Annotated in this window: 37 protein-coding genes and 6 tRNA genes; 12 read left to right on the top strand and 31 right to left on the bottom strand. The window is 40.6% G+C overall.

Going from position 1 to position 26,115, the window contains the following annotated elements; genetic code table 11:
• Nucleotides 1–19: 19 nt before the first annotated feature.
• Together AB5170_RS05090 and AB5170_RS05085 are read right to left on the bottom strand one after the other, a co-directional pair.
• Nucleotides 20–781, bottom strand: coding sequence for a hypothetical protein (locus AB5170_RS05090; protein ID WP_368361480.1), 762 nt, complete (start codon nt 779–781; stop codon nt 20–22).
• Nucleotides 782–980: 199 nt separating this feature from the next.
• Complete coding sequence (locus tag AB5170_RS05085; RefSeq protein WP_294432681.1) at nt 981–1,217, bottom strand: hypothetical protein; 237 nt, start codon at nt 1,215–1,217, stop codon at nt 981–983.
• A 241-nt stretch (nt 1,218–1,458) separates the two neighbouring features.
• On the opposite strand from AB5170_RS05085, the gene AB5170_RS05080 reads away from it, so the two are divergent.
• Nucleotides 1,459–1,998: a hypothetical protein gene (locus AB5170_RS05080; RefSeq protein ID WP_294432680.1), complete on the top strand. Its 540-nt coding sequence runs from the start codon at nt 1,459–1,461 to the stop codon at nt 1,996–1,998.
• A gap of 322 nt (nt 1,999–2,320) precedes the next feature.
• Here the strand turns inward: AB5170_RS05080 and AB5170_RS05075 are convergent, their stop codons facing one another.
• The 3 genes from AB5170_RS05075 to AB5170_RS05065 form a co-directional block, all read right to left on the bottom strand.
• Nucleotides 2,321–2,512 carry a hypothetical protein gene (locus AB5170_RS05075; RefSeq protein ID WP_368361481.1) on the bottom strand — a complete coding sequence of 64 codons (192 nt, stop codon included), beginning with the start codon at nt 2,510–2,512 and terminating at the stop codon, nt 2,321–2,323.
• 66 nt (nt 2,513–2,578) lie between these two features.
• Nucleotides 2,579–3,031: a hypothetical protein gene (locus tag AB5170_RS05070; RefSeq protein WP_294432671.1), complete on the bottom strand. Its 453-nt coding sequence runs from the start codon at nt 3,029–3,031 to the stop codon at nt 2,579–2,581.
• A gap of 63 nt (nt 3,032–3,094) precedes the next feature.
• Nucleotides 3,095–3,274, bottom strand: coding sequence for a hypothetical protein (locus AB5170_RS05065; protein ID WP_368361482.1), 180 nt, complete (start codon nt 3,272–3,274; stop codon nt 3,095–3,097).
• A 115-nt stretch (nt 3,275–3,389) separates the two neighbouring features.
• On the opposite strand from AB5170_RS05065, the gene AB5170_RS05060 reads away from it, so the two are divergent.
• Nucleotides 3,390–3,548: a hypothetical protein gene (locus AB5170_RS05060; RefSeq protein WP_173771042.1), complete on the top strand. Its 159-nt coding sequence runs from the start codon at nt 3,390–3,392 to the stop codon at nt 3,546–3,548.
• 178 nt (nt 3,549–3,726) lie between these two features.
• Here the strand turns inward: AB5170_RS05060 and AB5170_RS05055 are convergent, their stop codons facing one another.
• Complete coding sequence (locus AB5170_RS05055; protein ID WP_173718577.1) at nt 3,727–3,873, bottom strand: hypothetical protein; 147 nt, start codon at nt 3,871–3,873, stop codon at nt 3,727–3,729.
• 131 nt (nt 3,874–4,004) lie between these two features.
• On the opposite strand from AB5170_RS05055, the gene AB5170_RS05050 reads away from it, so the two are divergent.
• A complete protein-coding gene (locus AB5170_RS05050; RefSeq protein ID WP_368361483.1) occupies nt 4,005–4,343 on the top strand; it encodes a hypothetical protein in 339 nt (112 codons plus the stop codon).
• Here AB5170_RS05050 and AB5170_RS05045 read toward each other — a convergent pair.
• Nucleotides 4,303–4,503, bottom strand: a complete 201-nt coding sequence (locus AB5170_RS05045; protein WP_368361484.1) for a hypothetical protein — start codon at nt 4,501–4,503, stop codon at nt 4,303–4,305. The genes AB5170_RS05050 and AB5170_RS05045 overlap by 41 nt on opposite strands.
• Complete coding sequence (locus AB5170_RS05040; protein WP_173773637.1) at nt 4,481–4,642, bottom strand: hypothetical protein; 162 nt, start codon at nt 4,640–4,642, stop codon at nt 4,481–4,483. The genes AB5170_RS05045 and AB5170_RS05040 overlap by 23 nt, the downstream gene beginning before the upstream one ends.
• Before the next feature lie 109 nt (nt 4,643–4,751).
• Here AB5170_RS05040 and AB5170_RS05035 point away from each other — a divergent pair, with 109 nt between their 5' ends.
• Complete coding sequence (locus AB5170_RS05035) at nt 4,752–4,940, top strand: hypothetical protein (RefSeq protein WP_173773639.1); 189 nt, start codon at nt 4,752–4,754, stop codon at nt 4,938–4,940.
• A 6-nt stretch (nt 4,941–4,946) separates the two neighbouring features.
• Here the strand turns inward: AB5170_RS05035 and AB5170_RS05030 are convergent, their stop codons facing one another.
• Together AB5170_RS05030 and AB5170_RS05025 are read right to left on the bottom strand one after the other, a co-directional pair.
• On the bottom strand, nt 4,947–5,114 hold the full coding sequence (locus AB5170_RS05030; RefSeq protein WP_173773641.1) for a hypothetical protein: 168 nt from the start codon (nt 5,112–5,114) through the stop codon (nt 4,947–4,949).
• On the bottom strand, nt 5,098–5,379 hold the full coding sequence (locus tag AB5170_RS05025; RefSeq protein WP_279310194.1) for a helix-turn-helix transcriptional regulator: 282 nt from the start codon (nt 5,377–5,379) through the stop codon (nt 5,098–5,100). The genes AB5170_RS05030 and AB5170_RS05025 overlap by 17 nt, the downstream gene beginning before the upstream one ends.
• 104 nt (nt 5,380–5,483) lie before the next feature.
• Here AB5170_RS05025 and AB5170_RS05020 point away from each other — a divergent pair, with 104 nt between their 5' ends.
• A complete protein-coding gene (locus AB5170_RS05020; protein ID WP_187565580.1) occupies nt 5,484–5,861 on the top strand; it encodes a helix-turn-helix domain-containing protein in 378 nt (125 codons plus the stop codon).
• A 14-nt stretch (nt 5,862–5,875) separates the two neighbouring features.
• Here the strand turns inward: AB5170_RS05020 and AB5170_RS05015 are convergent, their stop codons facing one another.
• Nucleotides 5,876–6,001, bottom strand: a complete 126-nt coding sequence (locus tag AB5170_RS05015) for a hypothetical protein (protein WP_255610567.1) — start codon at nt 5,999–6,001, stop codon at nt 5,876–5,878.
• A gap of 188 nt (nt 6,002–6,189) precedes the next feature.
• A complete protein-coding gene (locus AB5170_RS05010; protein WP_255610571.1) occupies nt 6,190–6,363 on the bottom strand; it encodes a helix-turn-helix transcriptional regulator in 174 nt (57 codons plus the stop codon).
• A gap of 95 nt (nt 6,364–6,458) precedes the next feature.
• On the opposite strand from AB5170_RS05010, the gene AB5170_RS05005 reads away from it, so the two are divergent.
• From AB5170_RS05005 to AB5170_RS04990, 4 genes are all read left to right on the top strand, one after another.
• Nucleotides 6,459–7,514: a hypothetical protein gene (locus AB5170_RS05005; RefSeq protein ID WP_368361485.1), complete on the top strand. Its 1,056-nt coding sequence runs from the start codon at nt 6,459–6,461 to the stop codon at nt 7,512–7,514.
• 38 nt (nt 7,515–7,552) lie between these two features.
• Complete coding sequence (locus AB5170_RS05000; RefSeq protein WP_368361486.1) at nt 7,553–7,789, top strand: type II toxin-antitoxin system RelE/ParE family toxin; 237 nt, start codon at nt 7,553–7,555, stop codon at nt 7,787–7,789.
• A 5-nt stretch (nt 7,790–7,794) separates the two neighbouring features.
• Complete coding sequence (locus AB5170_RS04995) at nt 7,795–8,034, top strand: hypothetical protein (RefSeq protein ID WP_173718585.1); 240 nt, start codon at nt 7,795–7,797, stop codon at nt 8,032–8,034.
• A gap of 353 nt (nt 8,035–8,387) precedes the next feature.
• On the top strand, nt 8,388–9,482 hold the full coding sequence (locus AB5170_RS04990; protein WP_368361487.1) for a tyrosine-type recombinase/integrase: 1,095 nt from the start codon (nt 8,388–8,390) through the stop codon (nt 9,480–9,482).
• A gap of 142 nt (nt 9,483–9,624) precedes the next feature.
• Here AB5170_RS04990 and AB5170_RS04985 read toward each other — a convergent pair.
• The 13 genes from AB5170_RS04985 to uxaC all read right to left on the bottom strand — a co-directional run bounded on the left by AB5170_RS04985 (nt 9,625) and on the right by uxaC (nt 16,370).
• Nucleotides 9,625–9,697, bottom strand: a tRNA-Lys gene (locus AB5170_RS04985).
• An 8-nt stretch (nt 9,698–9,705) separates the two neighbouring features.
• Nucleotides 9,706–9,777, bottom strand: a tRNA-Gln gene (locus tag AB5170_RS04980).
• A 9-nt stretch (nt 9,778–9,786) separates the two neighbouring features.
• Nucleotides 9,787–9,860 (bottom strand) — tRNA-His (locus AB5170_RS04975).
• 5 nt (nt 9,861–9,865) lie between these two features.
• Nucleotides 9,866–9,939, bottom strand: a tRNA-Arg gene (locus AB5170_RS04970).
• A gap of 20 nt (nt 9,940–9,959) precedes the next feature.
• A tRNA-Gly gene (locus AB5170_RS04965) sits at nt 9,960–10,030 on the bottom strand.
• A 33-nt stretch (nt 10,031–10,063) separates the two neighbouring features.
• Nucleotides 10,064–10,138: transfer RNA gene (locus AB5170_RS04960), tRNA-Pro, on the bottom strand.
• Nucleotides 10,139–10,426: 288 nt separating this feature from the next.
• Nucleotides 10,427–10,906, bottom strand: coding sequence for a metallophosphoesterase (locus AB5170_RS04955; protein WP_148461758.1), 480 nt, complete (start codon nt 10,904–10,906; stop codon nt 10,427–10,429).
• A complete protein-coding gene (locus AB5170_RS04950; protein ID WP_195379511.1) occupies nt 10,903–11,493 on the bottom strand; it encodes an XTP/dITP diphosphatase in 591 nt (196 codons plus the stop codon). Before AB5170_RS04950 ends, AB5170_RS04955 begins: the two co-directional genes overlap by 4 nt.
• Nucleotides 11,490–12,671 (bottom strand): class I SAM-dependent RNA methyltransferase, encoded by a 1,182-nt coding sequence (locus AB5170_RS04945; RefSeq protein WP_173773091.1) that lies wholly within the window; start codon nt 12,669–12,671, stop codon nt 11,490–11,492. The genes AB5170_RS04950 and AB5170_RS04945 overlap by 4 nt, the downstream gene beginning before the upstream one ends.
• Before the next feature lie 17 nt (nt 12,672–12,688).
• Nucleotides 12,689–13,231 carry a phosphodiesterase gene (gene yfcE / locus AB5170_RS04940; protein WP_342982016.1) on the bottom strand — a complete coding sequence of 181 codons (543 nt, stop codon included), beginning with the start codon at nt 13,229–13,231 and terminating at the stop codon, nt 12,689–12,691.
• 143 nt (nt 13,232–13,374) lie between these two features.
• The gene (locus AB5170_RS04935) at nt 13,375–13,692 is read right to left on the bottom strand and encodes a rhodanese-like domain-containing protein (RefSeq protein ID WP_118579811.1); all 318 of its coding nucleotides are present in this window, start codon (nt 13,690–13,692) and stop codon (nt 13,375–13,377) included.
• Nucleotides 13,693–13,819: 127 nt separating this feature from the next.
• A complete protein-coding gene (locus tag AB5170_RS04930; protein WP_368361488.1) occupies nt 13,820–14,827 on the bottom strand; it encodes a LacI family DNA-binding transcriptional regulator in 1,008 nt (335 codons plus the stop codon).
• 136 nt (nt 14,828–14,963) lie between these two features.
• Nucleotides 14,964–16,370 (bottom strand): glucuronate isomerase, encoded by a 1,407-nt coding sequence (gene uxaC, locus AB5170_RS04925; protein WP_173771169.1) that lies wholly within the window; start codon nt 16,368–16,370, stop codon nt 14,964–14,966.
• Nucleotides 16,371–16,628: 258 nt separating this feature from the next.
• Here uxaC and AB5170_RS04920 point away from each other — a divergent pair, with 258 nt between their 5' ends.
• Together AB5170_RS04920 and AB5170_RS04915 are read left to right on the top strand one after the other, a co-directional pair.
• Nucleotides 16,629–18,110, top strand: coding sequence for a UxaA family hydrolase (locus tag AB5170_RS04920; protein ID WP_173771171.1), 1,482 nt, complete (start codon nt 16,629–16,631; stop codon nt 18,108–18,110).
• 109 nt (nt 18,111–18,219) lie between these two features.
• Complete coding sequence (locus tag AB5170_RS04915; RefSeq protein ID WP_118579823.1) at nt 18,220–19,704, top strand: tagaturonate reductase; 1,485 nt, start codon at nt 18,220–18,222, stop codon at nt 19,702–19,704.
• A gap of 188 nt (nt 19,705–19,892) precedes the next feature.
• On the opposite strand, the gene AB5170_RS04910 is transcribed toward AB5170_RS04915, so the two are convergent.
• The 5 genes from AB5170_RS04910 to AB5170_RS04890 all read right to left on the bottom strand — a co-directional run bounded on the left by AB5170_RS04910 (nt 19,893) and on the right by AB5170_RS04890 (nt 24,644).
• Nucleotides 19,893–20,063, bottom strand: a complete 171-nt coding sequence (locus AB5170_RS04910) for a hypothetical protein (protein ID WP_173716171.1) — start codon at nt 20,061–20,063, stop codon at nt 19,893–19,895.
• 414 nt (nt 20,064–20,477) lie between these two features.
• Nucleotides 20,478–21,011, bottom strand: a complete 534-nt coding sequence (locus AB5170_RS04905) for a methylated-DNA--[protein]-cysteine S-methyltransferase (protein ID WP_148461765.1) — start codon at nt 21,009–21,011, stop codon at nt 20,478–20,480.
• Between the two features lie 313 nt (nt 21,012–21,324).
• On the bottom strand, nt 21,325–22,608 hold the full coding sequence (locus AB5170_RS04900) for a phosphodiester glycosidase family protein (RefSeq protein WP_173734929.1): 1,284 nt from the start codon (nt 22,606–22,608) through the stop codon (nt 21,325–21,327).
• A gap of 204 nt (nt 22,609–22,812) precedes the next feature.
• Nucleotides 22,813–24,474: a hypothetical protein gene (locus AB5170_RS04895; RefSeq protein ID WP_173771189.1), complete on the bottom strand. Its 1,662-nt coding sequence runs from the start codon at nt 24,472–24,474 to the stop codon at nt 22,813–22,815.
• Nucleotides 24,471–24,644 (bottom strand): DUF6783 domain-containing protein, encoded by a 174-nt coding sequence (locus tag AB5170_RS04890; RefSeq protein ID WP_308768402.1) that lies wholly within the window; start codon nt 24,642–24,644, stop codon nt 24,471–24,473. Before AB5170_RS04890 ends, AB5170_RS04895 begins: the two co-directional genes overlap by 4 nt.
• Here AB5170_RS04890 and AB5170_RS04885 point away from each other — a divergent pair.
• Nucleotides 24,576–24,728: a DUF6783 domain-containing protein gene (locus AB5170_RS04885; RefSeq protein ID WP_308768401.1), complete on the top strand. Its 153-nt coding sequence runs from the start codon at nt 24,576–24,578 to the stop codon at nt 24,726–24,728. The two genes, AB5170_RS04890 and AB5170_RS04885, sit on opposite strands and share 69 nt — an antisense overlap.
• Nucleotides 24,729–24,971: 243 nt before the next feature.
• On the opposite strand, the gene AB5170_RS04880 is transcribed toward AB5170_RS04885, so the two are convergent.
• On the bottom strand, nt 24,972–26,105 hold the full coding sequence (locus tag AB5170_RS04880; RefSeq protein WP_368361489.1) for a hypothetical protein: 1,134 nt from the start codon (nt 26,103–26,105) through the stop codon (nt 24,972–24,974).
• Between the last annotated feature and the right edge of the window lie 10 nt (nt 26,106–26,115).

The following is a 26,115-nucleotide window of genomic DNA, read 5'->3' as shown; positions in this document are numbered from 1 at the left end:
GGTTCTAACCCTCTTCTCTTTAAATTCGTCTGTTTAACCGGATCATTGTGTAATGCCGGTAATTATATCCAGAAACCGGATTCTTTCCCTCATACAGATTCGCTATGTAATAACCTTTCTTCGGCTTTACTTTCTTCGGCCAGCGCTTCAATTCTTTCGGCACTGGTTCCGGGAGCGGCATATTTCTCGAATGGCTATAGCTGCTTTCACTAACTCTTGGTTTTGCCAGGGTACCATCTTTCTTCTTTTCCCTGGTTCTCTCATCCTTAGTGATGTAATCTGCCAACTTTTGAAAATCTTCTTCCGGACAGTTACTCTTTCTGATCTGGGTTACATACACCCCACCGTAGGGCCAGGCTCTTTCTATGAGACTGGCGGTGTCTCCGATATCGTTTATGACAAAATGGATGTGCCAGGCTCCCTTGGTTCCTTTTTCAATGTTTCGGATCCAGAAAAGCTCTCTTCCTCTTTTCCTGTAAATCTTTCTTAGCTTGTCCATTACTGCCAAAAACTGTTTCTTTGCCGTGTCCATATCTGGAGGGCGGTTCTCGGGCTTGTATGTGTAGGTGGCCCACAGATCACCTGGGGAAAAATATTCCATTAAGCGGATCTTTGCCTTTTTCGACTTATTCCAGCGGTTTACTCTCTGGATGTCTTCCGGAGTGGTCTTCCTCTTCGGCAATCTCTTCTGCCCCTTAGCTCCATATTTACCATCATGATTCTCTTCCACATACAGGATATCCTTCTTCTGCAGATACCAGGTTTTACGCTTTGTTTTCATACCAAAAGGCTCCTAAGTTTAATATCTTAATCGAGTACCAAACAGGGGAATTTCACCCCTGGTTTTTCCTCGATTTCTTGACTTTTTTGCGGCCCAGTGATACTATGTAATTGGTTGATTACATATGGACCTGAGTCGGTGCACCCCATGCATCGGCTCTTTTTCTTTGGTTTACATAATTTCTGTCTTGGTTCGGTTTTCACGCTACCCCACAACCTTTTCTTCTCATTGCTTCCACTTCCAGCTTGATCTGCTTTGCTCTCCACTGATCGAACTTCTCTGTGTCAAAGAAAATCTTGCTATTCTTCTTTGCTGGATCCAGTTTCCCTGCAAAATCATTGTCCTTGCGGCGGTACACACTCAACAGGTATTCCTCTGACAGCCCGGTAAAGGCTGCCAGATCCGCCAGTGACATAAATGGTTTTGGATATGTCACCTTCCTCACTCCCTTCTTTTTATCCCTTTACTCAAATTATCTTCTTCCCATTGCAAGCACAATCAACCCGATTGAATTCAAGAGTGTTGCTGCTGCAATTGCCATTAATGCCATGTTTTCCATATTCTCACCTCACTCTACTACTACCGATATTTCTTATATTGACTTTTTACCTAAATTCTCCTATTCTAGTTTTAATAAACACTTGCTTATCACTACACCCGGAAACGTGGAGGTTAATATGTCCGAAATAACATTAGATAATCGAAGTTTTTCGCTTCTTGAATACATCTACAACAATCCGTACATCTCTTATGCTTCGCTTAAAACTACATTTCCTTCTTATAATGACATTGAAGATCTTGTTCTATCGTTCGATGAGCAACATCTAATCTCACTTAGAGAAGCAAGTTCACTAGAAGCAGACACTGATCAATACGAAACTTATAACCTCGTAGATTCTTCTCACTTAGTGACCATAACTTCCGGAAATGCAATTATTGAACAAGCTAAGCGCCGGACTGATGAGTTTAACACAAAGCTTAAACCACTGTACGATATTGCAGATAAAACAACTTCTTTGGCAGAATCTGCATCTATCCGGGCAGATCTCGCAAAAGAACAAGCCGATAGTGCAAGAAAAACATCTATTTCTGCTAAATTCAAAGCTAATTTATCCTTTATCCTTTCAGTTATTACCGCAATTTGCAGTCTTCTGGCTAATGCAGACAAGATAGTACATAACGTCCAAAAGATACTATCTTATCTAGGTTTGCAATAAATAGAATGAAAAGATTTAACAGGTTAAAATACAAGGCTATTGTGTAGTTCCGATCGATAACTTTGTTGTCATGCTCTATCCGTTCTTCTTCTGTCATATCTCTATATCGTTTTCTTTTTTTCGTATTCTCATCTCCTCTGCAAACAAATTCACCAGGGAACTGATCAATTTATTTCCGGTTCATCAAGTTGATTCACACGCCCTTCTGCAACCAGCACACCATCTTTTGTCCATTACTGTATTACTGTTTGCAGAGGGGTTCCTTTTCCATTTTTCTCCTTTACGGTTTTGACTTTTATCATAGGAACTTCTTTAGCGTATACTATTCCACTATGATGCAACTTCTCTCACCTCGCTCATTTCTGGCGCTCACCAGCTCCGCCAGGGCACTCATCATTTCCGGAACTTTTTCATCTCTAATGGATTTGTCTGAAATTTGAAGTTTCTTCTGGATCCATTTGCAAGTCTGGATTATTGTTTCATCCAACTCTTCATTTCTTTTATCTACATCCATCTTTTCATCTCCTTTTCTGCCCTTGAAGTAATCTCTGAAACGCTCCAGGATATGCACATCAAATCTTTATAACCTGATACAGCTTTCATTTAATTTTTCCTTGATTTTGGGTATGATAACATTCTCTATGACCTCTGGCGTCCGTTCTTCCTCTGGAAGTTCTGACGCTATTGTTTTTAAAGCAACAGCAGCCACATAATCTGCTAATTCCTTTTTCTTTCCCCTTTTCTCATTAAAAGTTCGTGTCATAAAATACTTCTTTGGTACCGAAATATTTCTTACTACTGATCTTTCCATGTACATATCCTTTAAATCTTTTTGAAGATTTTCTATTTGTTTATCCCGGCTTTGATCAGAAACCCAAATATTTTCTGTTGTACTCTTCCACATTTTGTCTTGTTCTAGTTTCAGTTTTCTAATTTCTTTCTCTTTTTTTCTTGCATAAACTGCAAGTAAAATCACGGAGATTGAATTCAAGAACGTTGCTCCTGCGACTACCAGTAATGCTACATTCACCATTTTTCTCACCTCGCTTCCCTGTTACTTTACCAATCACATTGACTTTTTATTTCTTTTCGGTGATTATCCAAATACTATGTTAATCACTAACGCTGCCACGCTCACTACAGCTGCTGCCAACGAAATAATTATTGATTGGTAGCAATTGTTTCTTATTTTGTCCATTTCATAGTCTTCCTTTTTGATTTTTCCACCAATGTAATCACGCCGATTTCCATTTTCATCGAAATGCACTCTTTCCATCCTCTCACCTCGCTTTCTGTTACTTCTCCAATTACATTGACTTTTTATTTCTTTTCTCCTATTCTTTAGGTACAGGGCACTGGCATGCCCGAGTATTATGAAAGGAGTTCTTTATATGACAATTCACGAAGTCATTGATCTGTTCAGTCACGAAATGATCAACGAAATCTATCACTCCTCTGCTGACGAACTTTCCAAGGATGAACTTGTCAATGCAGTACATGAAGTTGCTTCTACTGTCCTGAAAACTTATGAAGCGCAAACCAAGAGATAAGCAGCATGGCAGTTATTCTTATTGCAGTAAGGGTAACTGCCATTTTGGTTATTGCTTCTTTTTCTTCTCTGACAAGCTTTTGCGTCTGCTTCCAGATTCTGTCATCGTGATATCTTACAAATCCTTCAAGCGCAAATCTCCTGTCTCGGTCACTTTCCATCTTTTCACCTCGCTTCTGTTATCCTGCTTTCTGGGTTTCTACTTCCATTGCATCTCTGGCTCTCAAGAGTTCTGAGTTATTCTCCATCAACTTAAGGCTTACAATATCCATCTGTTTCAGATTCTGTACGATTGCTGTGATACGCTCTTTCTTTTCTTTGGTCATATTTTTCACCTACCCTTCTGTCGATATATCTCGACTTCTTTCCTTTGTTTTATATTGACTTTTCTTGTAACTTTTCCTATTCTAGTCTTACAGGGCACTGCCATGCCCAAGTATATAGAAAGGAGAAGTATATGAAGAAATTTACATATCCATTGTCGGATAATGATATCCAGACTTTAATGGATGCTTTAGCCGTTATGGTTAACGTTATTCCAGATTCTGACTTGTTTCCTCCCGAAACAATTGACTTAGCTTTGTTCTACAGCGAACAAATAGTTGAAACATTTTCATCCCACAATACCAATATATCCAGAAATATGCTGCAAACGCTTTATATGGCACTTACAGTTGCTGATGGAATTATTTCTGGTGATATTCCTGCTGATGAAGAATCTAAAAAAATCTGTCAGAATTCTGTATTTGGTATACTCAAGTTGCTTCCTGTTTTTGATGAGTATTTTGGCGCTTAGTATCTTTTTTATATGTCAGCAAAATCATTACATCTTTCGCACGAAAATACATTATTTGAGATTTTCGTGCGATTTTTTTATCTTTCATTCTTCTTACCTCGCTTTCTGTTTCGTTTGAATACAGTATAGTTGCTTCTTTATCCAGCTTTCTTTCCATCATCTTTTATGCTCATGACCGCTTCCAGCATCATCCCGAATACAGTTCGCTGACTTCCTTCATCCAAATAAGGAGCCATTTTAATAATGTTGTCTAAAGGATTATCTGTCATGTTGATTTCTGGGATTGTTTTAATTTTCATTCTCTCACCTCGTTTTCTGTCGATATATCTCAACATTTTTCTTTTCTATGGTAATTTATTTCCTATTGTGGTAAACTCTTTCTACATCTTTATAGAAAGGAGGTTTCCTATGTTACATGTAGAAGATTGTGTTCGGGAAGTTGCCAACACTTTTTCTTTTGAAAAAGTCTCTGACCTCTCAAAAGAAGACTTTATAAAGCTACTTTCCCAATCCATTGAAAAAGTTATCTGTTCTTCGGATTTCACTAACCAGGTCGAAAGTGATCTGTCCATGAATCAGCGCCGTCGTCGCAGATAGCTCCACTTATTTACTTTTCTTAAGGGCTATGTACATCAATGCGGCAAGCACTGTGTTAATTACATAGCTCTTTGTAATTTTTGAACGTAATTTCGCAATCTCCGCTTCTCTTTTCTGATCTTCAAGTGTTTCAAGTTTCTGAAACACAATATCCAATTCATCCAAATTTCTCATTTTCCCTGCTCCTTTCTATTTCTGTACTACTTTCCAACAGATACTCCATTGTTACATCAAGTATTTTGGCTAACCTCTGCAATTTTCTACTTGGAATATCTCGCACTTCATTAATCCAGTTGTAATAAGTCTTATGAGATACTCCAATTTTCATAGCCAACTGTCCTTGGGTAATTTTTCTCTTTATTCTTTCTTTTTCTATATTTGCTAACGTTTGACTTCTCACCTCGCTTTCATTGTTCCTTACATAGACATAATAGTTCATTAAATAGGCTTTGTCAATATTTATTTGTCTATTTAATGAACTTTTTTGTTGACTTTGCAATCCCAGGGTGCTATATTGGATTCATAAGAAAGGAGGATTTAGTAATGACGCAAGGCGAACGCGTAAAAAAAGTTCGGAAAACCCGTCAACTTACGCTTGAAAAATTCGGTGAAAAAATAGGTTTGAAAAAGAACACTATGAGTGCTATCGAAACTGGTCGTAATAGTTTAACTGAGGCTAATATAAAATCTATTTGTCGTGAATTTGAAGTAAATGAAATTTGGCTTCGAACCGGTGAAGGCGGAGACGATAACATGTTCACGAAAGTGAATGAAGAAGATCGATTCTCTATTAATCTTGGAAAACTTAGCAGGACTGAGAACCAGATGGCAAGAAATATGTTAAACGCTATCGCAGAAGCTGATCCGGAAAAGCTAAAACATATTGAAGAATTTATGAAGGCTTGCCTGGGAATAGAATAAGAAAAGAGCCAACCTCAATGGTCGGCCCCTATCATGGTAATTATTATTAAGTAGATCCGCCTCAGAACGGATTCTTCTTTAATCAAGTTTACCAACTCAATTATTTTGCCCTTGTACTCTTCTTTATCATTCTTCATCATATGTATGCCCCCCGTTCTCGTTTATTCGAACGTTTGTTTGTTTTTAATATACACCATTTATATTTGAAGCGCAATATATTTCACAAACATTTGTTCGTTTAGCATTATCTTTTATACTTATTATACGATAAACAGAGGGCAATATTTAGCACCGAAACGCAATTGTCCAGTATGCTGGACACTTTTTACTATTTGTACGGTGAGTCGTATAGATCAGAGATCCTTACTTTCAAAACTCTGGCTATCTTTTCCAGATTATCCAGCGTAGGTGAGTATTTCTCAATCATAATATTATTGAGAGTAGATTTCGTAATTCCTGTCATCTGCGACAGCTGCCGTACAGATACATTTTTCTCATACATAATTTGAGTTAATAATATCTTCATAAGATTATTATTTACACAAAAATTATGTTTGATACTATTACTATCTTGGTAATATACGGAAGGGGGATTTTATGAAAAAGAAATTAATACTATCTTGCATTGTCGGTTTTCTTCTATGCTTATTGTCAGTAATTCCAATTTATGCTTCAGAATGTTCGCATGTCTGGGAAACAGTTTATAGAATTGAGCCTGATTGTCTTTCCAAAGGATCAGAAATGAAAATTTGCCAAAAATGTCGCAAAATTGAAACCATTAGTCTCCCAGTTTCTGATCATCCTTGGGGAGAATGGCAAATTACAACTGCTCCAAACTGTACATATACTGGCATTAAGACCCGCACTTGTACTTTTTGTTACAAAACTCAACAAGAAGATGTTCCAACCAACGGAATTCATTCCTGGTCTGATTGGAAAACTGCTACTAATATATGTACAGAAGAAAAAAAAGCCTATAGATCCTGTTCATATTGTCATACTCAAGAAACTACCATCATCCCAGCTTCTAATCATGTATGGGGAGAATGGTACATTGATAAAAAGCCGACTATATTTAAAACTGGTGTGCGTATGCGTTATTGCATAAATTGTCTCACTGAAGATAAGATAATTATTCCAAAGCAAAAAATGACCACTGCGCAAAAACAGGTGAAAAAGAGTGTAGATCGTTTTTTCAAATATGCGAAGCAATATAATACAAGTAAACTAACAAAATGCTTTACCAAACCTTCGAGTGTTAAATTATTCATTGAAAATAGCTACATGCCTCAATATTATAAGAAATATAACAAACGTATTTCTTATGAACTAAAATCAATAAAAGTCAGCGGAAAGAATGCCACTGTGAAGCTTAGTTACAAATATCCAAACAGATATAACGTATTCAAAGCAGCATTTGAAAACTCAGTTTATTACCAGTTGAAAAATCCGAACATTTCTGAATCTCAACTTTTAAAGTATATGTACGAACGCATTTGTGTACATAGTAAAGCAGGAATAGATTACAGCTACGGAAATCTTATCTTAAAATTAAAGAAGTCTGGATCAGCTTGGAAAATAACTTCGTTCAACAGCAAAATAGACAATTTACTACACAGTAACTATACAAAAGCATATAACGATTATTTTTAATAGCAATTTATAGCTACAACATTATTGGAGGTGTTTATTTGGAAGTCCAGTATTCTAAGCAAGCTCTCAAATTCCTAAAGAAACAAGATGCTACTACACGAAAAAGAATCATAAATGCAATTAATCTTCTTCCTGCAGGTGATGTCAAAGCATTACAGGGCAGAAATGATTACCGGCTTCGTGTTGGAGATTATCGTATTATTTTTGATATAAATGGAAATATTTTATTAATTGAAGCTATCGGAAACCGTGGACAGATTTATAAAGGAGTGTGATTACTATGACAGCAACAAAGGAACGTATCATCGGTGCTGTATCCCTTATGAACGATAAAGAAGCCGAATTCTTCTGGAAGATGATCCAGAGCCGCTACATCATTGCTCCCAAGACCTGGGATGATATTGAGGAAGTAGAACCAGATGAAATTGATCTAATGCTATTGGACGAAATCCGCAAGAATCCTGAGTGTCACGAATTTGTTTCTCAGGAAGAGCTGATGAAGGAACTTGAAATGAACTAATTTGTAAGAAAAAAAAATTGCAGATACTTTACTTTTATAGTAATATACTTGTGAGAGAACCATATTGATTATGGTTGAAAGGCACTCATACAAGTATATTGCATGGGTGTCTTTTACTTTGTAAAAAAATAAATACCGCTCCGGTGTTACCAGCACCAGAGCGGCGAGGATCTCCGAAGAGATACCATTCATTTGACACTGATATTGTATCATCTTCGGAGGCAGCGCACAAGTGAAAACATTTGTGTGGCTGTATTTTTTGTACCCATTTTTGCCGGTTGTTCCGGCGCAAATTACAAAATATGAACCATTTCGGTGATTTCACCGTAATGGTTATAAAAAGGAGGGATACCATGGCCTCAGCCAAATACAAGCGTGGGTCAGATGGGTGTTTCCAGGCACGCATTTGGGATGGCACCTACACCGAAGATGGTAAGAAAAAGAGAATTACTCTCAGGTCTAAGAAATCAAGCAGAGACCTGGAAAATATGGTAAAAGAAATGGAACAGAAAGTCCAGGAACGCAAATACGTTCGACAGACAGATATTTGTATCCAGGACTATGCCACAAAATGGCTTTCTGTATACAAAGCAGGAAAAGAGAAAAATACAATTGCCATGTACAAAAATATTATTGATAAGCATCTGGACGTACTGGATAAGGTTAAGCTTAACGATATTACAAAACTTCACGTCCTACTTGTGATCAATAATGCAGTTGGAAAGAATCGGACTCAGGAGCAAATATTGCTCACTATGAAGCAGATCGTGAATGCAGCAGTATCGGATAAGCTATTACCAGCTTCTGCTCCGGAAGAACTTTTTAAGGACATCTCAGTAAAAAAATCTAAATCCGAAAAAAGAGCCTTGTCCGACTCGGAGAAAAAAGCTGTGTTTGCTGCTAATCTGGCAGATATGGATAAAGCATTTCTCTATCTGATTTATGGATGTGGCCTCCGGCGTGGAGAAGCTCTGGCTTTAACCAGATTTGATTTCAATCTAAAATCCAAAACCTTAAATGTAAATAAGTCCCTGGCGTTTGATGGAAACGAACCATACCTGAAGAGTACTAAGAATCAAGTGGAGCGTACAGTTCCAATTCCATCAAATGTATTCCCTTATTTATCTACATATTGCCAGGAACTGCGAACGTCTCAATTGTTTATTACCAGAGGATCTGAATATATTACCAAGTCCTCTTTCCGGAAGATGTGGGACAGGATTTATAAGTCCATGCTTGCCGCCGGTGCTGATCAAGAGAAGCTTACCCCACATGTATTTCGTCATAATTACTGCACGAATCTTTGTTATCAGATTCCAACAGTAAGTATAAAACGAATTGCCGCTCTTATGGGAGATACAGAAAAGATGGTTATTGAGGTTTATAATCATATTATTTTGGAGAAAGAGGATGCTGTATCAGCAGTTGAAAAAGCCCTCAATTTCTGAGACACTTTTGAGACATCTTGATTCTATTGAGACACTTTTGAGACATTTACTCGCGTTTATTTGCGGTTACTTTCGGTTTTGGAATGATAATAAAAAAGACCGGAAACCCTTGAAAATAAAGGATTTCCGGTCTTTCGTGAAGTGAAGCATCGGGGATTCGAACCCCGGACAACTTGATTAAAAGTCAAGTGCTCTACCAACTGAGCTAATGCTCCATATAGGACTGGGCTAGCTGGATTCGAACCAGCGAATGCAGCAGTCAAAGTGCTGTGCCTTACCGCTTGGCGATAGCCCAAAGGCAAAGGGTGGATACAGGGATTCGAACCCTGGGCCTCCAGAGCCACAATCTGGCGCGCTAACCAACTGCGCTATACCCACCACAGCGTGTCAGAAGGGATTCGAACCCCCGACCCACGGCTTAGAAGGCCGTTGCTCTATCCAGCTGAGCTACTGACACATATCTCTCTTCATCAGAGAAGCGGGTGATGGGAATCGAACCCACGTATCTAGCTTGGAAGGCTAGTGTTCTACCATTGAACTACACCCGCATTTACGCTGAAACGGTAATGTTGTTACAGCAGTCGGGGTGACAAGATTCGAACTTGCGGCCTCCTGGTCCCAAACCAGGCGCTCTAGCCAAACTGAGCCACACCCCGATGTCTTACAACATCATTTCTATGAAGTTGTCGTTCCTTGTGCTCTCAAGAATTTCTTTTCTCTCGCTCAAGGCAAGAGTTATTATATTATATGGTCTCCCATTTGTCAACACCTTTTTTATAAATTTTTATATTTTTTTCGAAAAAAGATGTAATTCCCGAAAACCCGCTAAAAATGCGGGTTTCCAGGTTCTCCACCATCTGCATTTTTCTCTTTTTCGACAATTTTCAAAAAAATATTTCAAAAAATATTTCGTTTCCACAGTCAAATATACAGGTATTTTTCAGTTACAAATACCGAATTTCAATTTCCGGCTCTTCCCCTTTATACAGCTCCATCACCGCATAACTTGGTCTGCGGCCTTCCTGTCTCGGAAAAGAAAGGCTTCCCGGATTGATCACCAGTACACCATTTTTCTTCTCCACCACTGGCTTATGGGTATGTCCGAAGCAAACAATCTCACAGCCTCTGGCTGCCGCCTCTTCCGAAACCCCATAAAGATCCATGGACACACCATAATTGTGCCCATGAGTCACCATGATCTTATGTCCTTCCAGCAAAATCTCGTCCTCTCTTGGAAGATCACTGAAAAAATCATTATTTCCTGCCACAATGGTACAGGGACATTCTGCCAGCGCTTCAATAAAAAATTCCCTGCCCTCCACGTCGCCGCAATGGATCAGATAATCAAAGGGCTGCTCCAAAGCTACTGCCATCTCCAGTGACTCATCTCTCCCATGAGTATCACTGACAACCAGCACCTTCATCGTAATTCTTCCTTTATTGCCTGCAAAGCTTTTCCTCTGTGGCTGATTTTATTTTTTTCTTCCATAGACAGCTCTGCAGATGTACAGCCATATTCCGGCAGGAAAAAGATAGGATCATACCCAAATCCATTGGCACCCTTTTCCTCATATCCAATACGGCCTTCCATGGTTCCGCGCACAGTTTCCACTCTTCCGTCTGGAAAGGCAGCTGCAATAGCGCAGACAAAACGGGCTGTACGCTGCTCATCCGGCACGCCATCCAGTCTCTGGATCAAATTTGCATTCTTAATATGATAGTCTGTATTCTCGCCCATATAACGTGCAGAATAAACTCCCGGCTCTTTATTCAGATAATCAATCTCAAGCCCCGAGTCATCTGCAAGTACAATTTCGCCATTACCGGTAAGCTTGCTGATGGCAGTCGCCTTGATCACTGCGTTTTCCTCGAAGGTTTTGCCATCTTCTACAATATCCGCCTGGATTCCAGCCTCTTTCATGGATACCACTTCTGCATCCAGATCTGCCAGGATTTTACGGATTTCTTTCATTTTATCTGCATTTCCTGTTGCAAAAATTATCTTCTTCATTTATCAGTGCCCTCTTTCTTTTCCTGTGCCGCACGTCTTGGAGGCTTTGGTCCCAGGAACTGGTAAAAATATGTTTTCAGCATTCCGTTATAGATTTTACGGTTCTTATCTGCCTTGCGTCCAATGTCATTCTCAGCTTTATCATAAGAAGTGATCAGATACATTGACCACTTATCCAGACCGCGGTAGCTCTCACCGATCTCGCGGTAAAGCTGCGGCAAAGCTGCTTTTTCTTCCAGACGCTCGCCATAAGGGGGATTCGTAATGATAAATCCGTATGGCTTCGGGTGATGAAGCTCCTTCACCGGACGCTGCTGAAAATGGATCAGGCTTTCTACTCCTGCCATTTTCGCATTTGCCCTGGCCGCTTTCAGTGCCTCAGCATCAATATCATAGCCCTGAATATCCGTCTCGATTTTCAGATTCACTCTGTCCTGAGCCTCTTCTACCGCCTCATACCAGCATCTTCTCGGCACAACATGCTTCCAGTCCTCTGCAAGGAAAGAACGGTTCATACCCGGTGCAATATCTGCAGCCATCATAGCCGCCTCGATTGGAAAAGTACCGCTTCCGCAAAAGGGATCCACAAGACTTCTGTCCTTTTTCCACGGAGTTAACATAATCAATGCGCTGGCAAGAGTCTCTGTAATAGGTGCCTTCACGGTCATCTGACGATATCCTCTCTTATGAAGAGAAACACCGGAAGTATCGATTCCAATAGTTGCCACATCCTTCATAAACGCCACACGGATAGGAAAACTTGCTCCGTCTTCCGGGAACCAGGACACGTTATATACGCCCTTCAGACGCTCTACAATGGCTTTTTTCATAATAGACTGGATATCAGACGGGCTGAACAGCTTACTCTTCACTGAATTGGCTTTCGCAATCCAGAATTTGCCATCTGCTGGAATATAACGTTCCCATGGCAAAGCCTTCGTTGCCTCAAAAAGCTCATCAAATGTCTCAGCTTTCACTTCCGCAACCTTCAGAAGAATACGCTCTGTAGTACGCAGAAAAACATTGGCATCTGCAATTCCCTGGGCATCTGCCAGGAAAGTAACCTTGCCATCCTCCACCTTGCTGATCTCATATCCCAGATCCAGTATTTCTCTTTTCAAAACCGCTTCCAGGCCAAAATGGCAGGGAGCGATCAGTTCAAATCTTTCTGTACTCATTCACCGTTTTTCCCTTCTTAAAGCACTATGCTTTTTACAATATTTCCGTCAAAATCCATGATGGAAAAAACACCGTCCTCAAGCACCGCATAGGTAGGCGGATTTCCTTCTTTCGGAATGGATACGGAACCCGGATTCAAAAGAATGTATCCCTCCATCTGCTCTGCTTTCAGAACATGGGTATGACCATGGATCAGAATATCTCCCTTGCATAAAGGCGGAAGGTTATTCTGATTATAAACATGTCCATGCGTCGCATAAAGTGTCTTGCCGTCAATTGACAGAATGCAGTAATCTGCCATCACCGGAAACTCCAGAACCATCTGATCCACTTCTGCCTCACAGTTACCGCGCACAGCATAAATTTTGTCTTTCATGGCATTCAGCATGGGGATCACCTGCTTCGGTGCATATTCTTTTGGCAGATCATTTCTTGGTCCGTGATAAAGCAGATCGCCCAGCAGAACCAGGCGCTCTGCCCCTTCTTTCTCAAAAGCATCCAGCATTTTCCTGCAATAGTAAGCAGAACCATGGATGTCAGAAGCAAACATATATTTCATAAACTTGGTTTCTCCTCTGTTTTTAGTGTTCGAATTGTCTCTCTCCTTTTCGGTTTACATAACCTCATGAAAAGGACATTTTTCTTCTTTACATTATCATGCCTTGATGGAAATTACAAGATAGTACTCTTTTGAATTTTTTCTCATATATCGCATATCAGATTTCTCCCTCTGTACTCCTTCATTCCCCCGATCACCGTTTTTGTCTTATATCCATTTCGCGCCAGAATCCTGGCTGCCTGAAGACTTGCCCCGCCTCTGTCGCAATACAGCACCAGTATTTTCCCTTTTGGAAAATCATATGTCTGCATTTCTTCAAACTTCTCATATGGCACATTTACCGCTCCCTTTATATGTCCGGTATGGTACTCTTTCGGATTTCTCAAATCTATAAGAAAGGAATCTTTCCGTCCAACATAATAATCCAGCATTTTTCCGGAAATCGGCTCTACAGGAAACATGGAAAATCCCCTTTTTTATCAGTATATCCGCAAATACAAAAAAGGTGCCAAAATGCACCTTTTTTAAGTATTGCTTTTCGTAACCTCCGCAGGGGACTTACTTGATTCGGTTAAATATAAATCAAGATCAGAAATCCGTTGTACACCTGCGGACTATTTCGCACGGAACACACACATTCTTTTCAATCTGTATTTCTCTCTCAAGAAGATCGATCATTCGTTCCACTGTCTTTTTGCACATTACGCCCAGCTTACTGTCCACCGACGTGAGCTCAGGATCACTGCTGATTGCAAGAATTGAATTATTATATCCGGCAACCGGAAGCTCTTCAGGGATCGCCAGTTCCTTAATCTTTGCATACTTTACTGCTCCGATTGCAATTCCATCCTCCGTTGCAAGGACACTGTCAAAATCAAGGGTCCGGTTGTATTCAAGCAGCATATCCCGTGTATATTCAATGTCATTTCTGGTCTTGAATTTCAGATTTCCACAAATCGGATATCCGGCTTCCTGCAATGCAGCTTCGTATCCCGCCATTTTCTGCCTGGCACTGTAGGATTCTGAATCATACATAAAAAGAATTTTCTCTTTTCCTCTCCGTATAAAGGCTTTCGTCACTTCATAAGTAGCCTGAAAATCATCCGCATAGGTGCAGTAAATATTATCGCCTGAAACCTTTGCGTTAATCATAAATATGGAAACCTGTTCCGCTGCCTCCCGAATATAATCTGTGTCAGATTCATCTTTACCATTTCCTGCATATGTAGAACCAACCAGTATCAGCGTGTCTATTTTCTTAGACAAAAGGAGTCTGACATAATCCTCCTTTTCTTCCTGTTTAAATCCACTGCAGCCAAGAATACAGTCATATCCATGAGCATGAAGATTTCGCTCCAGATAAGATACTGCTTTTGCCATATAGATATCGTCAATGTTTGGACAGATGATTCCTACTGTTTTCATCGATCCAAGACCAAGGCCTCTGGCAAACGCATTCGGCGTGTATTCATTTTCTTTCATAACCGTAAGAACCTTTTCTTTTGTCTTCGGGCTGACTTTCGGACTGTTATTGACCACTCTGGATACTGTTGCGATGGAAACATTTGCCAGCTTTGCAATATCATATATATTCACTATAGTTCTCCTGTTCGTTCTGGTAATAATAGAAAATAAGCATTCGCTTAATACATTCTATTGAAAAAGCATATCAGACAGATTCATATCTGATATGCTTTTATCAAGCTGTTTATTTATTTTAACATCAATAATTTTACAGGTCAAATCCAAAATAGTCTACTGCATTATTGTACGAAATTCCGCACACAATTTCCTTTAAAGTTTTATAATCAGCTGGATACTCTCCATTTTCCACCCATCCGCCAATAAGCTCGCAAAGAATTCTGCGGAAATACTCATGTCTGGTATAAGACAAAAAGCTTCTTGAATCAGTAAGCATGCCAACAAAGTTTGCAAGCAGTCCCAGATTTGCGAGTGATGTCATCTGTGCGATCATACCGGTTTTGTGATCGTTGAACCACCATGCACTTCCCTGCTGAATTTTGCCTGCTGCCTCTGTTCCCTGGAAGCAGCCAAGGATTGTTCCGATTGCCTCATTATCATTAGGATTGAGGGAGTACAGGATTGTCTTTGGAAGTTCATTTGATGCGATCAGAGAGTTCAGGAAATCTGCTGTCTGAGCACTTGGCGCATAGTTATTGATGCAGTCATATCCGGTATCCGGTCCGAGCTGCTCATACATAAATGCATTGTTGTCTCTCTTGCATCCATAATGGATCTGCATTACCCAGTTCTTTTTATGATATTCTTTTCCAACAAACTGCATAAAAGCTGTCTTGAAGATCATTTCTTCTTCTCTTGAGATGCTTTCGCCATTCAGTCTCTTTTTAAAGATTTCATTTACTTTTTCTTCTGCCGCAGGCGCATACATAACATATTCCAGTGCATGGTCAGATACACTGCATCCCATCTGTGCAAAGAATTCCATTCTCTTAAGAAGGGCTTCTTTCAGATCTGCGAAATCAGCAATTTCAACGCCACTAACCTGTGAAAGCTTTTTCATGTATTCCGGATATTCCGGTTTTTCCAGATTCATTGCCTTGTCCGGACGCCATGCAGGAAGCACTTTTACCTCAAAGCTTTCATCTTCTGCAAGAACTTTATGCCATTTCAGATCATCTATCGGATCATCTGTTGTACAGATTAATTTTACATTGGATTTGCGAATAATGTTTCTTACAGACATATCATCTTCCTGAAGCTTTTTGTTACACAGGTTCCACACTTCTTCGGCTGTATCTCCGTTCAGATATCCTGTATATCCGAAATATCTCTGCAATTCCAGATGGCTCCAGTGATAGAGCGGATTTCCGATTGCTTTACCAAGAGTTTCTGCCCATTTCTGGAATTTTTCACGGTCACTGGCACCACCAGTAATGTAGTACTCATCTACTCCATTTGACCGCATCTGACGCCATTTATAATGATCACCGCCAAGCCACACCTGGGTAATATTCTCAAACTTACGGTCCTCTGCAATTTCCTGGGGATTGATATGGCAATGGTAATCTACAATTGGCATTGTCTCTGCATACTCATGAAATAACTTTTTTGAAGTTTCTGTTGAAAGTAAAAAATCTTTGTCCATAAATGCTTTCATAGAATAATTCTCCTCTTCTCTCTATCCGTTCCAGCGAAAATGTAAGGTCTTACATTTTAATCACAGTATACGATAAATAAGTGTCATTTTCAATTCATACAGCATTTGAAGAACAGCCAAATTTACGCATGATATATTGTGTATTTTTACCATTTTTAGCTTTTTTTCCATTTTCTATTGACGTTCCTGTTTTGTTGATGTAATTTGAATGTAAGCTCTTACATATATTATTTTCACATAAAGGAGGTTGTTGATTTCTTGAAATCTTTTATTAAAATTAATCCTTCAGATAATGTAGCCGTTGCGCTTCAGCCTCTGGCGAAAGGCACTGTGATCGAACTTGATAACTCCACACTCACTCTTACAGAAGACATCATGCAGGGACACAAGTTTGCATTAAAAAATCTCAAGCCTGGTGATTCCATTATTAAATATGGTAATCCCATTGGATGTGCAACCACAGAAATTTCCGCAGGTTCCTGGATTCATACTCACAATTTAAAAACAGGGCTGGGAGATCTTCTTACTTATACATACAATAAAAATGTCACAGAGCTTCCACACCAGAAGCCAAAATTCTTCCAGGGCTATCGCAGAAAAGACGGCCGTGTTGGTGTACGTAATGAAATCTGGATCATCCCTACAGTAGGCTGCGTTAACAATGTCGCATCTGCTATTGAGCGGGCCTCACAGAAATACATGACAGACCAGATTGATGGTGTCTGCGCTTTTCCCCATCCTTACGGATGTTCCCAGATGGGTGATGATCAGAATAACACACGTCAGATTCTTGCTGATTTAGTGAACCATCCCAATGCAGGCGGTGTTCTGGTTCTTGGACTTGGCTGCGAAAACAGCAACATCGATGAATTAAAGAAATTTATCGGAAACTATGATCCTGAGCGTGTACGTTTTCTCGTTGCCCAGGAATGTGAAGACGAGATCCGTGATGGTATTGAAACTGTCAAAGAACTGATTTCCTATGCATCCTCATTTAAACGTGAACCAATCCGTGCATCTGAACTGATAATCGGTATGAAATGCGGCGGCTCTGATGGTTTGTCCGGAATCACGGCAAACCCTACTGTTGGTGCATTTTCTGACAAACTGATTTCTATGGGAGGATCTACAATTCTTACAGAAGTTCCTGAAATGTTCGGTGCTGAGGAATTACTTATGAACCGCTGCGAGACAGAAGATCTGTTCAACCAGACAGTTGCCCTTGTCAACGATTTCAAAAACTATTTTAAAAGTCACAACCAGACCATTTATGAAAATCCTTCTCCTGGAAACAAAAAAGGCGGTATTTCCAGTCTGGAAGATAAATCTCTCGGATGTACGCAAAAATCCGGAAGTGCACCTGTCATGGGAGTTCTTTCTTATGGAGAACCTGTAAAGGAAAAAGGATTAAACCTGCTGAGTGCACCTGGCAATGATCTTGTCGCCTCTACTGCCCTTGCTGCATCCGGTGCACACATTGTACTTTTTACCACCGGACGCGGAACACCATTTGCAAGTCCTGTACCTACAGTAAAAATCTCCACAAATAACCAGCTTGCAAAAAAGAAGCAGAACTGGATTGATTTCAACTGTGGAGTCATGGTAAATGATACTCCTCTTGATGAGCTTTCAGAAAATCTTCTGGATTTTGTCCTTGAGATTGCATCCGGAAAGAAATCAAAATCCGAAGAAGCAGGTTTCCATGATATGGCAATCTTCAAACAGGGCGTTACTTTATAAAACATAAATCGAATTGCGGAAGCAGCGTAGCTGCGTAGCAATCCGGATATCAAATGAGTGTCAAAAGACCTTTTAACACTCATATCATTATATATGAGGAAAAATGAAAATGAAAAAATTATCTTATGCTGTTTTAAAAGAACAGGGCTATGATGGATACCTTCTTGAATCAGCGCCGGAACGTGTACTTCAGTTTGGTGAAGGAAACTTCCTCCGTGCATTTGTAGATTATTTTATAGATGAGTTAAACGAAAAAGCCGGATTCAACTCCAAAGTTGTTCTGTGCCAGCCAATCGCTCCAGATCTCGATGACAGGTTCAACGAACAAGAGGGTCTTTATACCTTATTTCTCCGTGGATTCCAGGATGGCAAAAAAATAAATAAAAAGCGTGTTATCTCCTGTGTAAGCCGTTGTCTCAATCCATATAAGGATTTTGAAGCAGTTCTCGCATGTGCAGATAACCCGGACCTCCGTTTTATCGCATGTAATACAACAGAAGCCGGAATTACTTATGATTCTTCCTGTCAGTTTACTGATGTTCCGGCTGGCAGCTATCCTGGAAAACTTACTCAATTTATGTATCGCCGTTTCCAGAAATTCGGTCAGGAAGCCGGCAAAGGATTTATCATTCTTTCCTGTGAGCTGATCGATGATAATGGAAAAGAGCTTGAAAAATGTGTATTAAAATATGCTGAACAGTGGAATCTTGGTGAAGACTTTATCAACTGGATCAAAGCTGAAAACATCTTCTGCTCTACACTTGTAGACCGTATTGTAACAGGTTATCCAAGAAATGAAGCTGCTGCAATCTGTGAAGAACTTGGCTATAAAGATAACCTGATCGACACAGGTGAAATCTTCGGCTTCTGGGTAATCGAAGGACCTCAGTCAATCAAAGACGAATTCCCGGTTGACAAAGCGAACCTTCCAATCCTGATCACAGACAATCACAAACCATACAAGCAGAGAAAAGTACGTATCTTAAATGGTGCTCATACCTCCTTTGTACTGGGTGCTTACCTTGCAGGACAGGATATTGTCAGAGACTGCATGAACGACGATGTGATCTGTGGATTTATGAACAAAACTATTTATGATGAGATCATCCCTACTCTGGACCTTCCAAAAGCAGAGCTCAAAGATTTTGCCGCTGCTGTTACAGAACGTTTCAAAAACCCATTTATCGATCACGCTCTTCTTTCCATTTCTCTGAACTCTACATCCAAATGGAAAGCACGTGTTATGCCGTCACTCAAAAAATATGTTGAACGCAAAGGTACACTTCCTGCATGCATCACAGCTTCTTTCGCCTTCTACATTGCATTCTATAACGGATATGCTATGAGCGAAGACGGACTTACAGCCAAAAGAGCAGCTAATGAATACACTGTAAAAGATGACAAAGCAGTTCTCGAATTCTACCTTGCACATAAAGATGATTCCGCAGCGGATCTTGTTCATGCAGTCTGCACCAATACTTCCTTCTGGGGCGAAGATCTGACACAGATTTCCGGATTTGAAGCAGCTGTATGCAATTACTTAACTCAGATCCGTGAAAATGGTGCGTATGAAGTAATGAAAGCACTGGCTTAAATATATTACTGAATCATAAGTTCTTTCCATGATTGAAAGCGACGGTGCAGGACGCGTGCAACGTTAGAGCGTGTCTGAAAAAGGCTCTGGATTTTCTTCCGCATTGCTCATCAAAAACCTCCGGCATACATTAAACCTCCCAACATGGGCGCAGAGTCAACAGACCCTGCGCCCTTTCTTAAAATATTTTAATATCTGGAAGTAGTATCTTCCCCAGACTCGTAAGAATTACGACTCTTGTTTTTGCTGCTGTTTTTTGAGTAAGAATTCTTGCAATCCTGAGAATTCATCTCATTTTCATAAGATCTGTTTGTTGAATTTTTGCTGTTCTTGTTTTCAGACTCATAATTTTTTGCCATTTGAGTATTCCTCCTGTTGAATGCCGCTGTTCGCGTTCTGTTCCGCACCCAGCAGCTGTTTTCAAATTACTTTGTGTATTGTAACCAATTGCAGAAAGAATATTCATCAAAATGATATTGCTTTTTTTTCCAATTTATATTATAATTGGCTTTGTAAAAGAATTTACCCTTCAAAAATTTTTTTACATAACCCCTTATTTAATTATTTATACTCCCCTCGAAATACCCGGTAGCTCCCCTACCGGGTGTTTCTCTTTGGATTTATAAGGGTTTGCGGGGTTTTGGGGTTCACCATTCTCGTAATATTTCTGTAACATTTAATAGATATGTCCAAAATATGTCCAAGATTCTATTTTCCGTCCAATCTTGGCTCTCCAAAATAACCCAAAATGAGGACAGTTTTATCACTGCCTCCTACAATGCTGTCCCTTTCTTTGGAACAAATAAATAACTCATATCCGCGTGTTCCAGTTCAAGCAACGAAAGCTTTTTATCAATTCCCCCGGCATACCCTGTCAGACTTCCATTTGTGCCTATCACACGATGGCAGGGAATGATAATAGAAATTTCATTGTGTCCAACCGCACCTCCAACTGCCTGGGCAGACATGCGGGATACATTTTTCATCTCTGCCATTTTGCGGGCAATTTCTCCGTATGTGATCGTCTGTCCATAGGGAATCTGCAATAAAATCTTCCACACTGCCTGTCTGAATGTTGAGCCGTCCGGATGAAGTGGCGGAGTAAATTTCGGTTCTTCACCGGAGAAATAAACATCCAGCCATTTTTTCGCTTCCGTGAGAATCTCTGTTTCCTGTGGAATATGCTTGTCTGGAAGTGTATTCCCAAAATATTTCTGTCCTTCAAACCATAGACCAGTAATTCCCACTTCATCTGCCGCCAGTAAAATATGCCCTAACGGCGATTTATATTTGTATGTGTATATCATATTTATACCTCAAAAATGCATGAGGTAGTGTCAACTTCATACCTCCAAAATCGGCTCACCCCCAGTAAAATCAACGATTCTGGGCTATATAGCCTTTACCTCCCCTTTCTTTGGTTTAGGTGACCTTAATTTTACGTTGGAAAACCTGTCAAGGCCGGGCTGAAAGCCCGTAAAATTCAGCCTTGACGGGGTTTCCGTAAGTAAAATATACTTGGTCAGCACCAAGGAAAAAAGAGATAATTTTTTCTTAATTCGTTTTACACTACCGTCGTTCAAACAACATGATCCTTAAATGCTTTTCATTGTCAACACATCAATTCGTAAAATAAAGAAAATCCCCACATGGTCTCTCGTAATTATTAATCAGCTTATTCATGACCTGACCATTGTAATACAATGTGGCGGAGCCGCCGCCGTCCAGGTTGTAAGCGTACTGACAGCCATAGCTGTTGAAGATATTAACAAGATCCCAGTGGTTCAGGCCGGCGTAACTGCCAGTGTCGGTGACAAGAAGCACATAAATGCCAGGTTTCACCATTCCCACAGCAGTTCTCGGATAATATTTGGCTGTTTCTGACCAGGCCGGCTGGGCCTGGCCATCTTTGATCAGGATTGGGCCAAAATTATAGGTATCTTTTACCCCCTCTTCCAGAAGAGCTTCGCCTTTCAATCCCTGCTTTGGTGTATAAATAGTGCCATCATACCTTACAGCCATTACACTGTAACTGGTCTCATAATTTCCATAAATCACACCATTCTTGATGCACATTCCAAGAGGTGACGGCCGCCCTGTCTGGTAACTAAACGCACTTCCATTCACTCCGATAATACCCCCATTACCAGAAACTGCACCGGAGGTAGTCTGTCTGGCACCACCATAGCTTCCATAAGACAGAGCAGATTTCAGCTGTCTGGAATTTTTGATCTTTATCAGCGCTACCCAGTAAGGAACATTATGTGTGAATTTTCTGCGCAGATCAATATTAAGAGAGCTGCTTTTATATGTATAGCGGTTATCATTCACCTTCACATCCGGTCTGGTTTGTCCTGTTCTTCTCCCGCTATCATTTACATAATATTTCCCCACCCACACATTTGTATACAAAGCACCTGTTTTCTTATCAAAATAATAACGATATTCACCAATTTTCTGCCATCCTGTTGCCATTCTGGAATTAGGAAGGAAATAATATCGCTTTCCTCCGTAGCTTAGCCAGCGGTTGGCAATTGCAACACCTGACTTATTAAAATAATAAGAGTATTTTGTTCCAGTAGCCCAGCGGTTACGGAACATAATGCCATTCTTCCGGTTATAATAATACCGTTTTCCGCCTGATTTCAGCCAGCCTGTATAGCGTTTGCCATTCTTTGTGCTGTAATAACGCTGACCTTTGTAGGTAATTTTTCCCCAAAGCAGTTTTCCCTTGGAATTATAAAAATAATAGTCTTTCCCCCGCTTCACCCATCCATGCTTTTTCGAAGTGATACTCACAGTCGTATTGGAAGCCTTCACATAAGAAGCGGCCCACACCGAAGAGGAACACATGGTAAATATCAAAAACAAAAAACAGATAATCCCAAAGCTTCTTTTTTTCAATTCCTTCTCCCCCTCATTTCAATAAGAAAATCGTAACGGTTCAGTACCTTCACAGTTACACGCTCCGTAATGCACCGAACTCACTAAACCTTTACTTTCTGGTTATAAAAAATTACGGGGCAGACAAATTACTTCGTCTGCCCCGCTGTATTTGCCTTGCTGCAGGTAATTATTATGCGGTCGCCTGCTCGCATAAATTACTGATTAAGCTGCCGGTGTCTCACTGTCATCCAGTGTATCTCCAGCCATATCTGTCTGCTCTTCGGACTCAGCAACACCATCTGTCTCCGCACTCTCAATATCACTGTCGCCTGTAGCAGCGATCACATCGTCCAGCCATCCCTCAGGCATGCCTGCGTTGGTCAGATTCTCTGTGATTGCATCCATATTCATGGAAGCTGTATAAGCCTCAACTTCATCATCATTACTGAAATCATAAACATCTGTCAGAGAAGCAACATCAACTGCGGCAAGTGTCTCACCGCCATTGCCGCCGGTCAGAGAAACTGAACCAAGAGTCGCACCACCTGCTGCAATAGCAAGATTCCAGTCAATGCTGTCCTCATCTGCACCATCGGCTGTAAAGATCAGCTGCATTCCACCAAATGGATCATAGGAATTTCCATCTTCATCTTCCACAGGTGCTCCGGAAATTGTGTAAGTTCCCTTCCAGATTCCGTCCTGTACTGCCTTGGTATCATAGTCTGCAACATCAATAACAGCAGCATCTGCGTCACCGGAAGAAAGCGTGTAAGTTCCGCTTAACAGATCACCATTCAGCTCACCGCTTCCTTCAATGGCAACCTTGTCATCTCCGGAACCCAGCTGCATGGAAAATCCTCTCTTCTCTCCATCCGCTGTACACAGATATCCGAAAAGCTCTTCCTCCTGCTCATCATCATTCAGAAGGAACTGGCGTCCAACAACCTCTCCATCACTGTCAACCCATGCCCTTAAAATAAATCCGGACTCGTCAGTCTCATCAGCTTCTGTATCCAGATCTTTCTCCATATCCTCGATTGCTTCCAGGAAAGTCTCATAAGTATAATCCGGATCATTCATGGCTTCTGTCCAGGTCTCAATAAGCCCCTTCAGTTCTTCATCAGACTTGGCTGTATCCAGAATCTGCTGGAACATTGGAAGTGCCTCTGCCTGTGTAACATGTCCTTCCAGAACGCTAAGCTCCTGACTTACATCTCCTGCAACAGCTTCCTGTGCTCCAGGATTCTCAGCATCTGCAACATTATCAAAAATAATATCTGTGTATCTTGTAAGAATAGATGTCACTAAGTCTGCTTCCGGAAGGTTCTCCAGAGTGGAAAAATAACTGTTCATGCTATCTGCCAGATCAAGACTCGTGGTAAAGGAAGAATCCAGTTCCTGATCTGCCTCTTCCACAGCTTCCTGAGTCATCTGCTCCATGTTCATTTTAATATAGCCATCACTCAGCTCCGGAATTCTCATATAAATTTCAGAATTCTCTGTATCAAAATAATATTCTATTGTACAGATCTTGGTTCCATTTACATTCACATCCATAAACTCAGTCATGGACTTATCAGACATGCTTACATTTCCACTGATGGAAGCATCCGCCAGCCAGGAGATATCCACAGGAGAAAGCATTCCCAGAATTGCTTTTCCACCATCTTCCAGACTGACCTTTATTTCCGCATTTCCCTTAACTTCTTCTGTATCCATTTCAGAAAGGCTCTTTGCGTAATCTGCACCAAATTCCTCGATCATTTTGGCAAAGGCTGCTTTCTCAGTTTCCTTGTAAGAATCTGCTGCCCATGTGGTAGCCGGTACTGCACTGATTCCCATAAGGGATGCTAACAAAATTGCGGTAATTTTCTTTCTCTTCATAAGATCCTCCTTTGGTATAAATCCTTACGGATTCTGCAATCTTTCCGTTGCTGTTCACTAGAGCGTGTTTGAAAAAGGCTTTCTGCAAGATGTGCGTCACAATTTGTGGGAGATTTTGTCCGGATGAGGGCGCCGTAGCGGGCTACGGCAACCGAATTCGGGCAAAATATACCGCAAAGTGGGGCGTGCAGATTGCGGGAATGATTTTTCAAACAGGCTCTAGTAACATTCCCAACTGCTCTCATTACCAGTAAAACAGCCGGTTTCTGTCAATGATCCGCTACAGACCATACAATGATCCATAATAGACATATCTGACAAAACAAGTTAATATCAGAATAGCATTTGCCGAACTTATTGTCAATAACCCATAAATATTCTGACGATTCCCGTGACAAAAAAGGTTACTGTTCCATCTGTGACCAATAAAACAAAAATTTTTCCCACAAACAAATCCTATAATTCCGGACAGGCTCTGATATATCATATTGTACCATTTACTCTCCACTGTCCTGTATAATATAACTATCCAGTTTTTCCATATACCTCTGGTCACGCTCAACAGTAATCACAATCACGTCATCCGGTTCATATTTATCCAAAAGCTCCTGGTCAAAATCATCAATTCTCACAAATATGGTTTTCTGATAGCGATAGGGCATGTATTTTTCAAGGCGGAGTCGAAAAGAATCCCCGATCACCATTAAAGTTTTCTCATTATCCGAATTGGATTTAAACACTTTCAGGATCTCCTCGCCGCCTTCGCTCTCCTCTTTTTTCACCTTGTAACGGATACCATCATGAAAATACTTCAACCCATATTCCCTGTCATCATCCAGCTCTTTATATCGCCCGATCATCCTGGACAGATCCCCCCTGCAAGGCTTAGTCCCGATCATAACCTGAATATCTTCGATTGGCAGACTTTCACCTGTCATATCCTGTACAATTTTCTCGTTGGTAATATATCCGCCTAAATTGTTCATGTGAGTATCATATTTTCGGAACAGCTGGTATTTTTCAGTAAACTCCCTCAGATAATCTGCCAGAAAATCAAATTCCACGTCGGAATTTTCTTTCATATATTTTGCAAAAGTCTCCATTCTGGAATCCCCGATTCCAATCACCTTTGGCTTCTCCGGCATATACTTCGAATAAAGTGTCTCTTTGTTGGGAGCCACGTAGTAATGGAACTGTTCCACGCCCCTGTTCAGGAACCAGTCCCGTACTTTTGCAATTCCGGATGCAATTTCCGCACTTTGTTCCAGTGTATACACATTGGTTTTCTGGTAATCTGCCATGGCATTTTCTCCCTCCCTTTCCGGCAGGTAAAACAGCCAGTTATCTTCTCCGATCACCACATCCCCGATCTTTGTATTGCGGAAAAATTCCGTATCAATAAAGTTGCAGAACTTCACCAGGTCATTTTTGAAAGGCACATGATCCTTATAATACGCCTCAAACTGCTCCGGGAAGTCTCCCAGAGATTCCAGATTCACCTCCGGAAATTCAGCCAGTTTTCTGTTTTCATTGTTTTCCGTATCAAATCTGCCGGAAAATCCAGTCCACACCACTCCTGGCAGAACCAGACTTCCTGCAAATAATACGATCAGAATTTTCTGTTTTCTCATATGCTTCCTG

The organism is Ruminococcus sp. RTP21484sp1_RTP21281st1_A8_RTP21281_210402 (assembly GCF_040914025.1).
In the GTDB taxonomy this organism is placed as follows: Bacteria; Bacillota; Clostridia; order Lachnospirales; family Lachnospiraceae; genus Blautia_A; species Blautia_A faecis.
The sequence above is the reverse complement of the archived record's forward strand: the minus strand, read 5'-3'. Positions and strand labels throughout refer to the sequence as shown.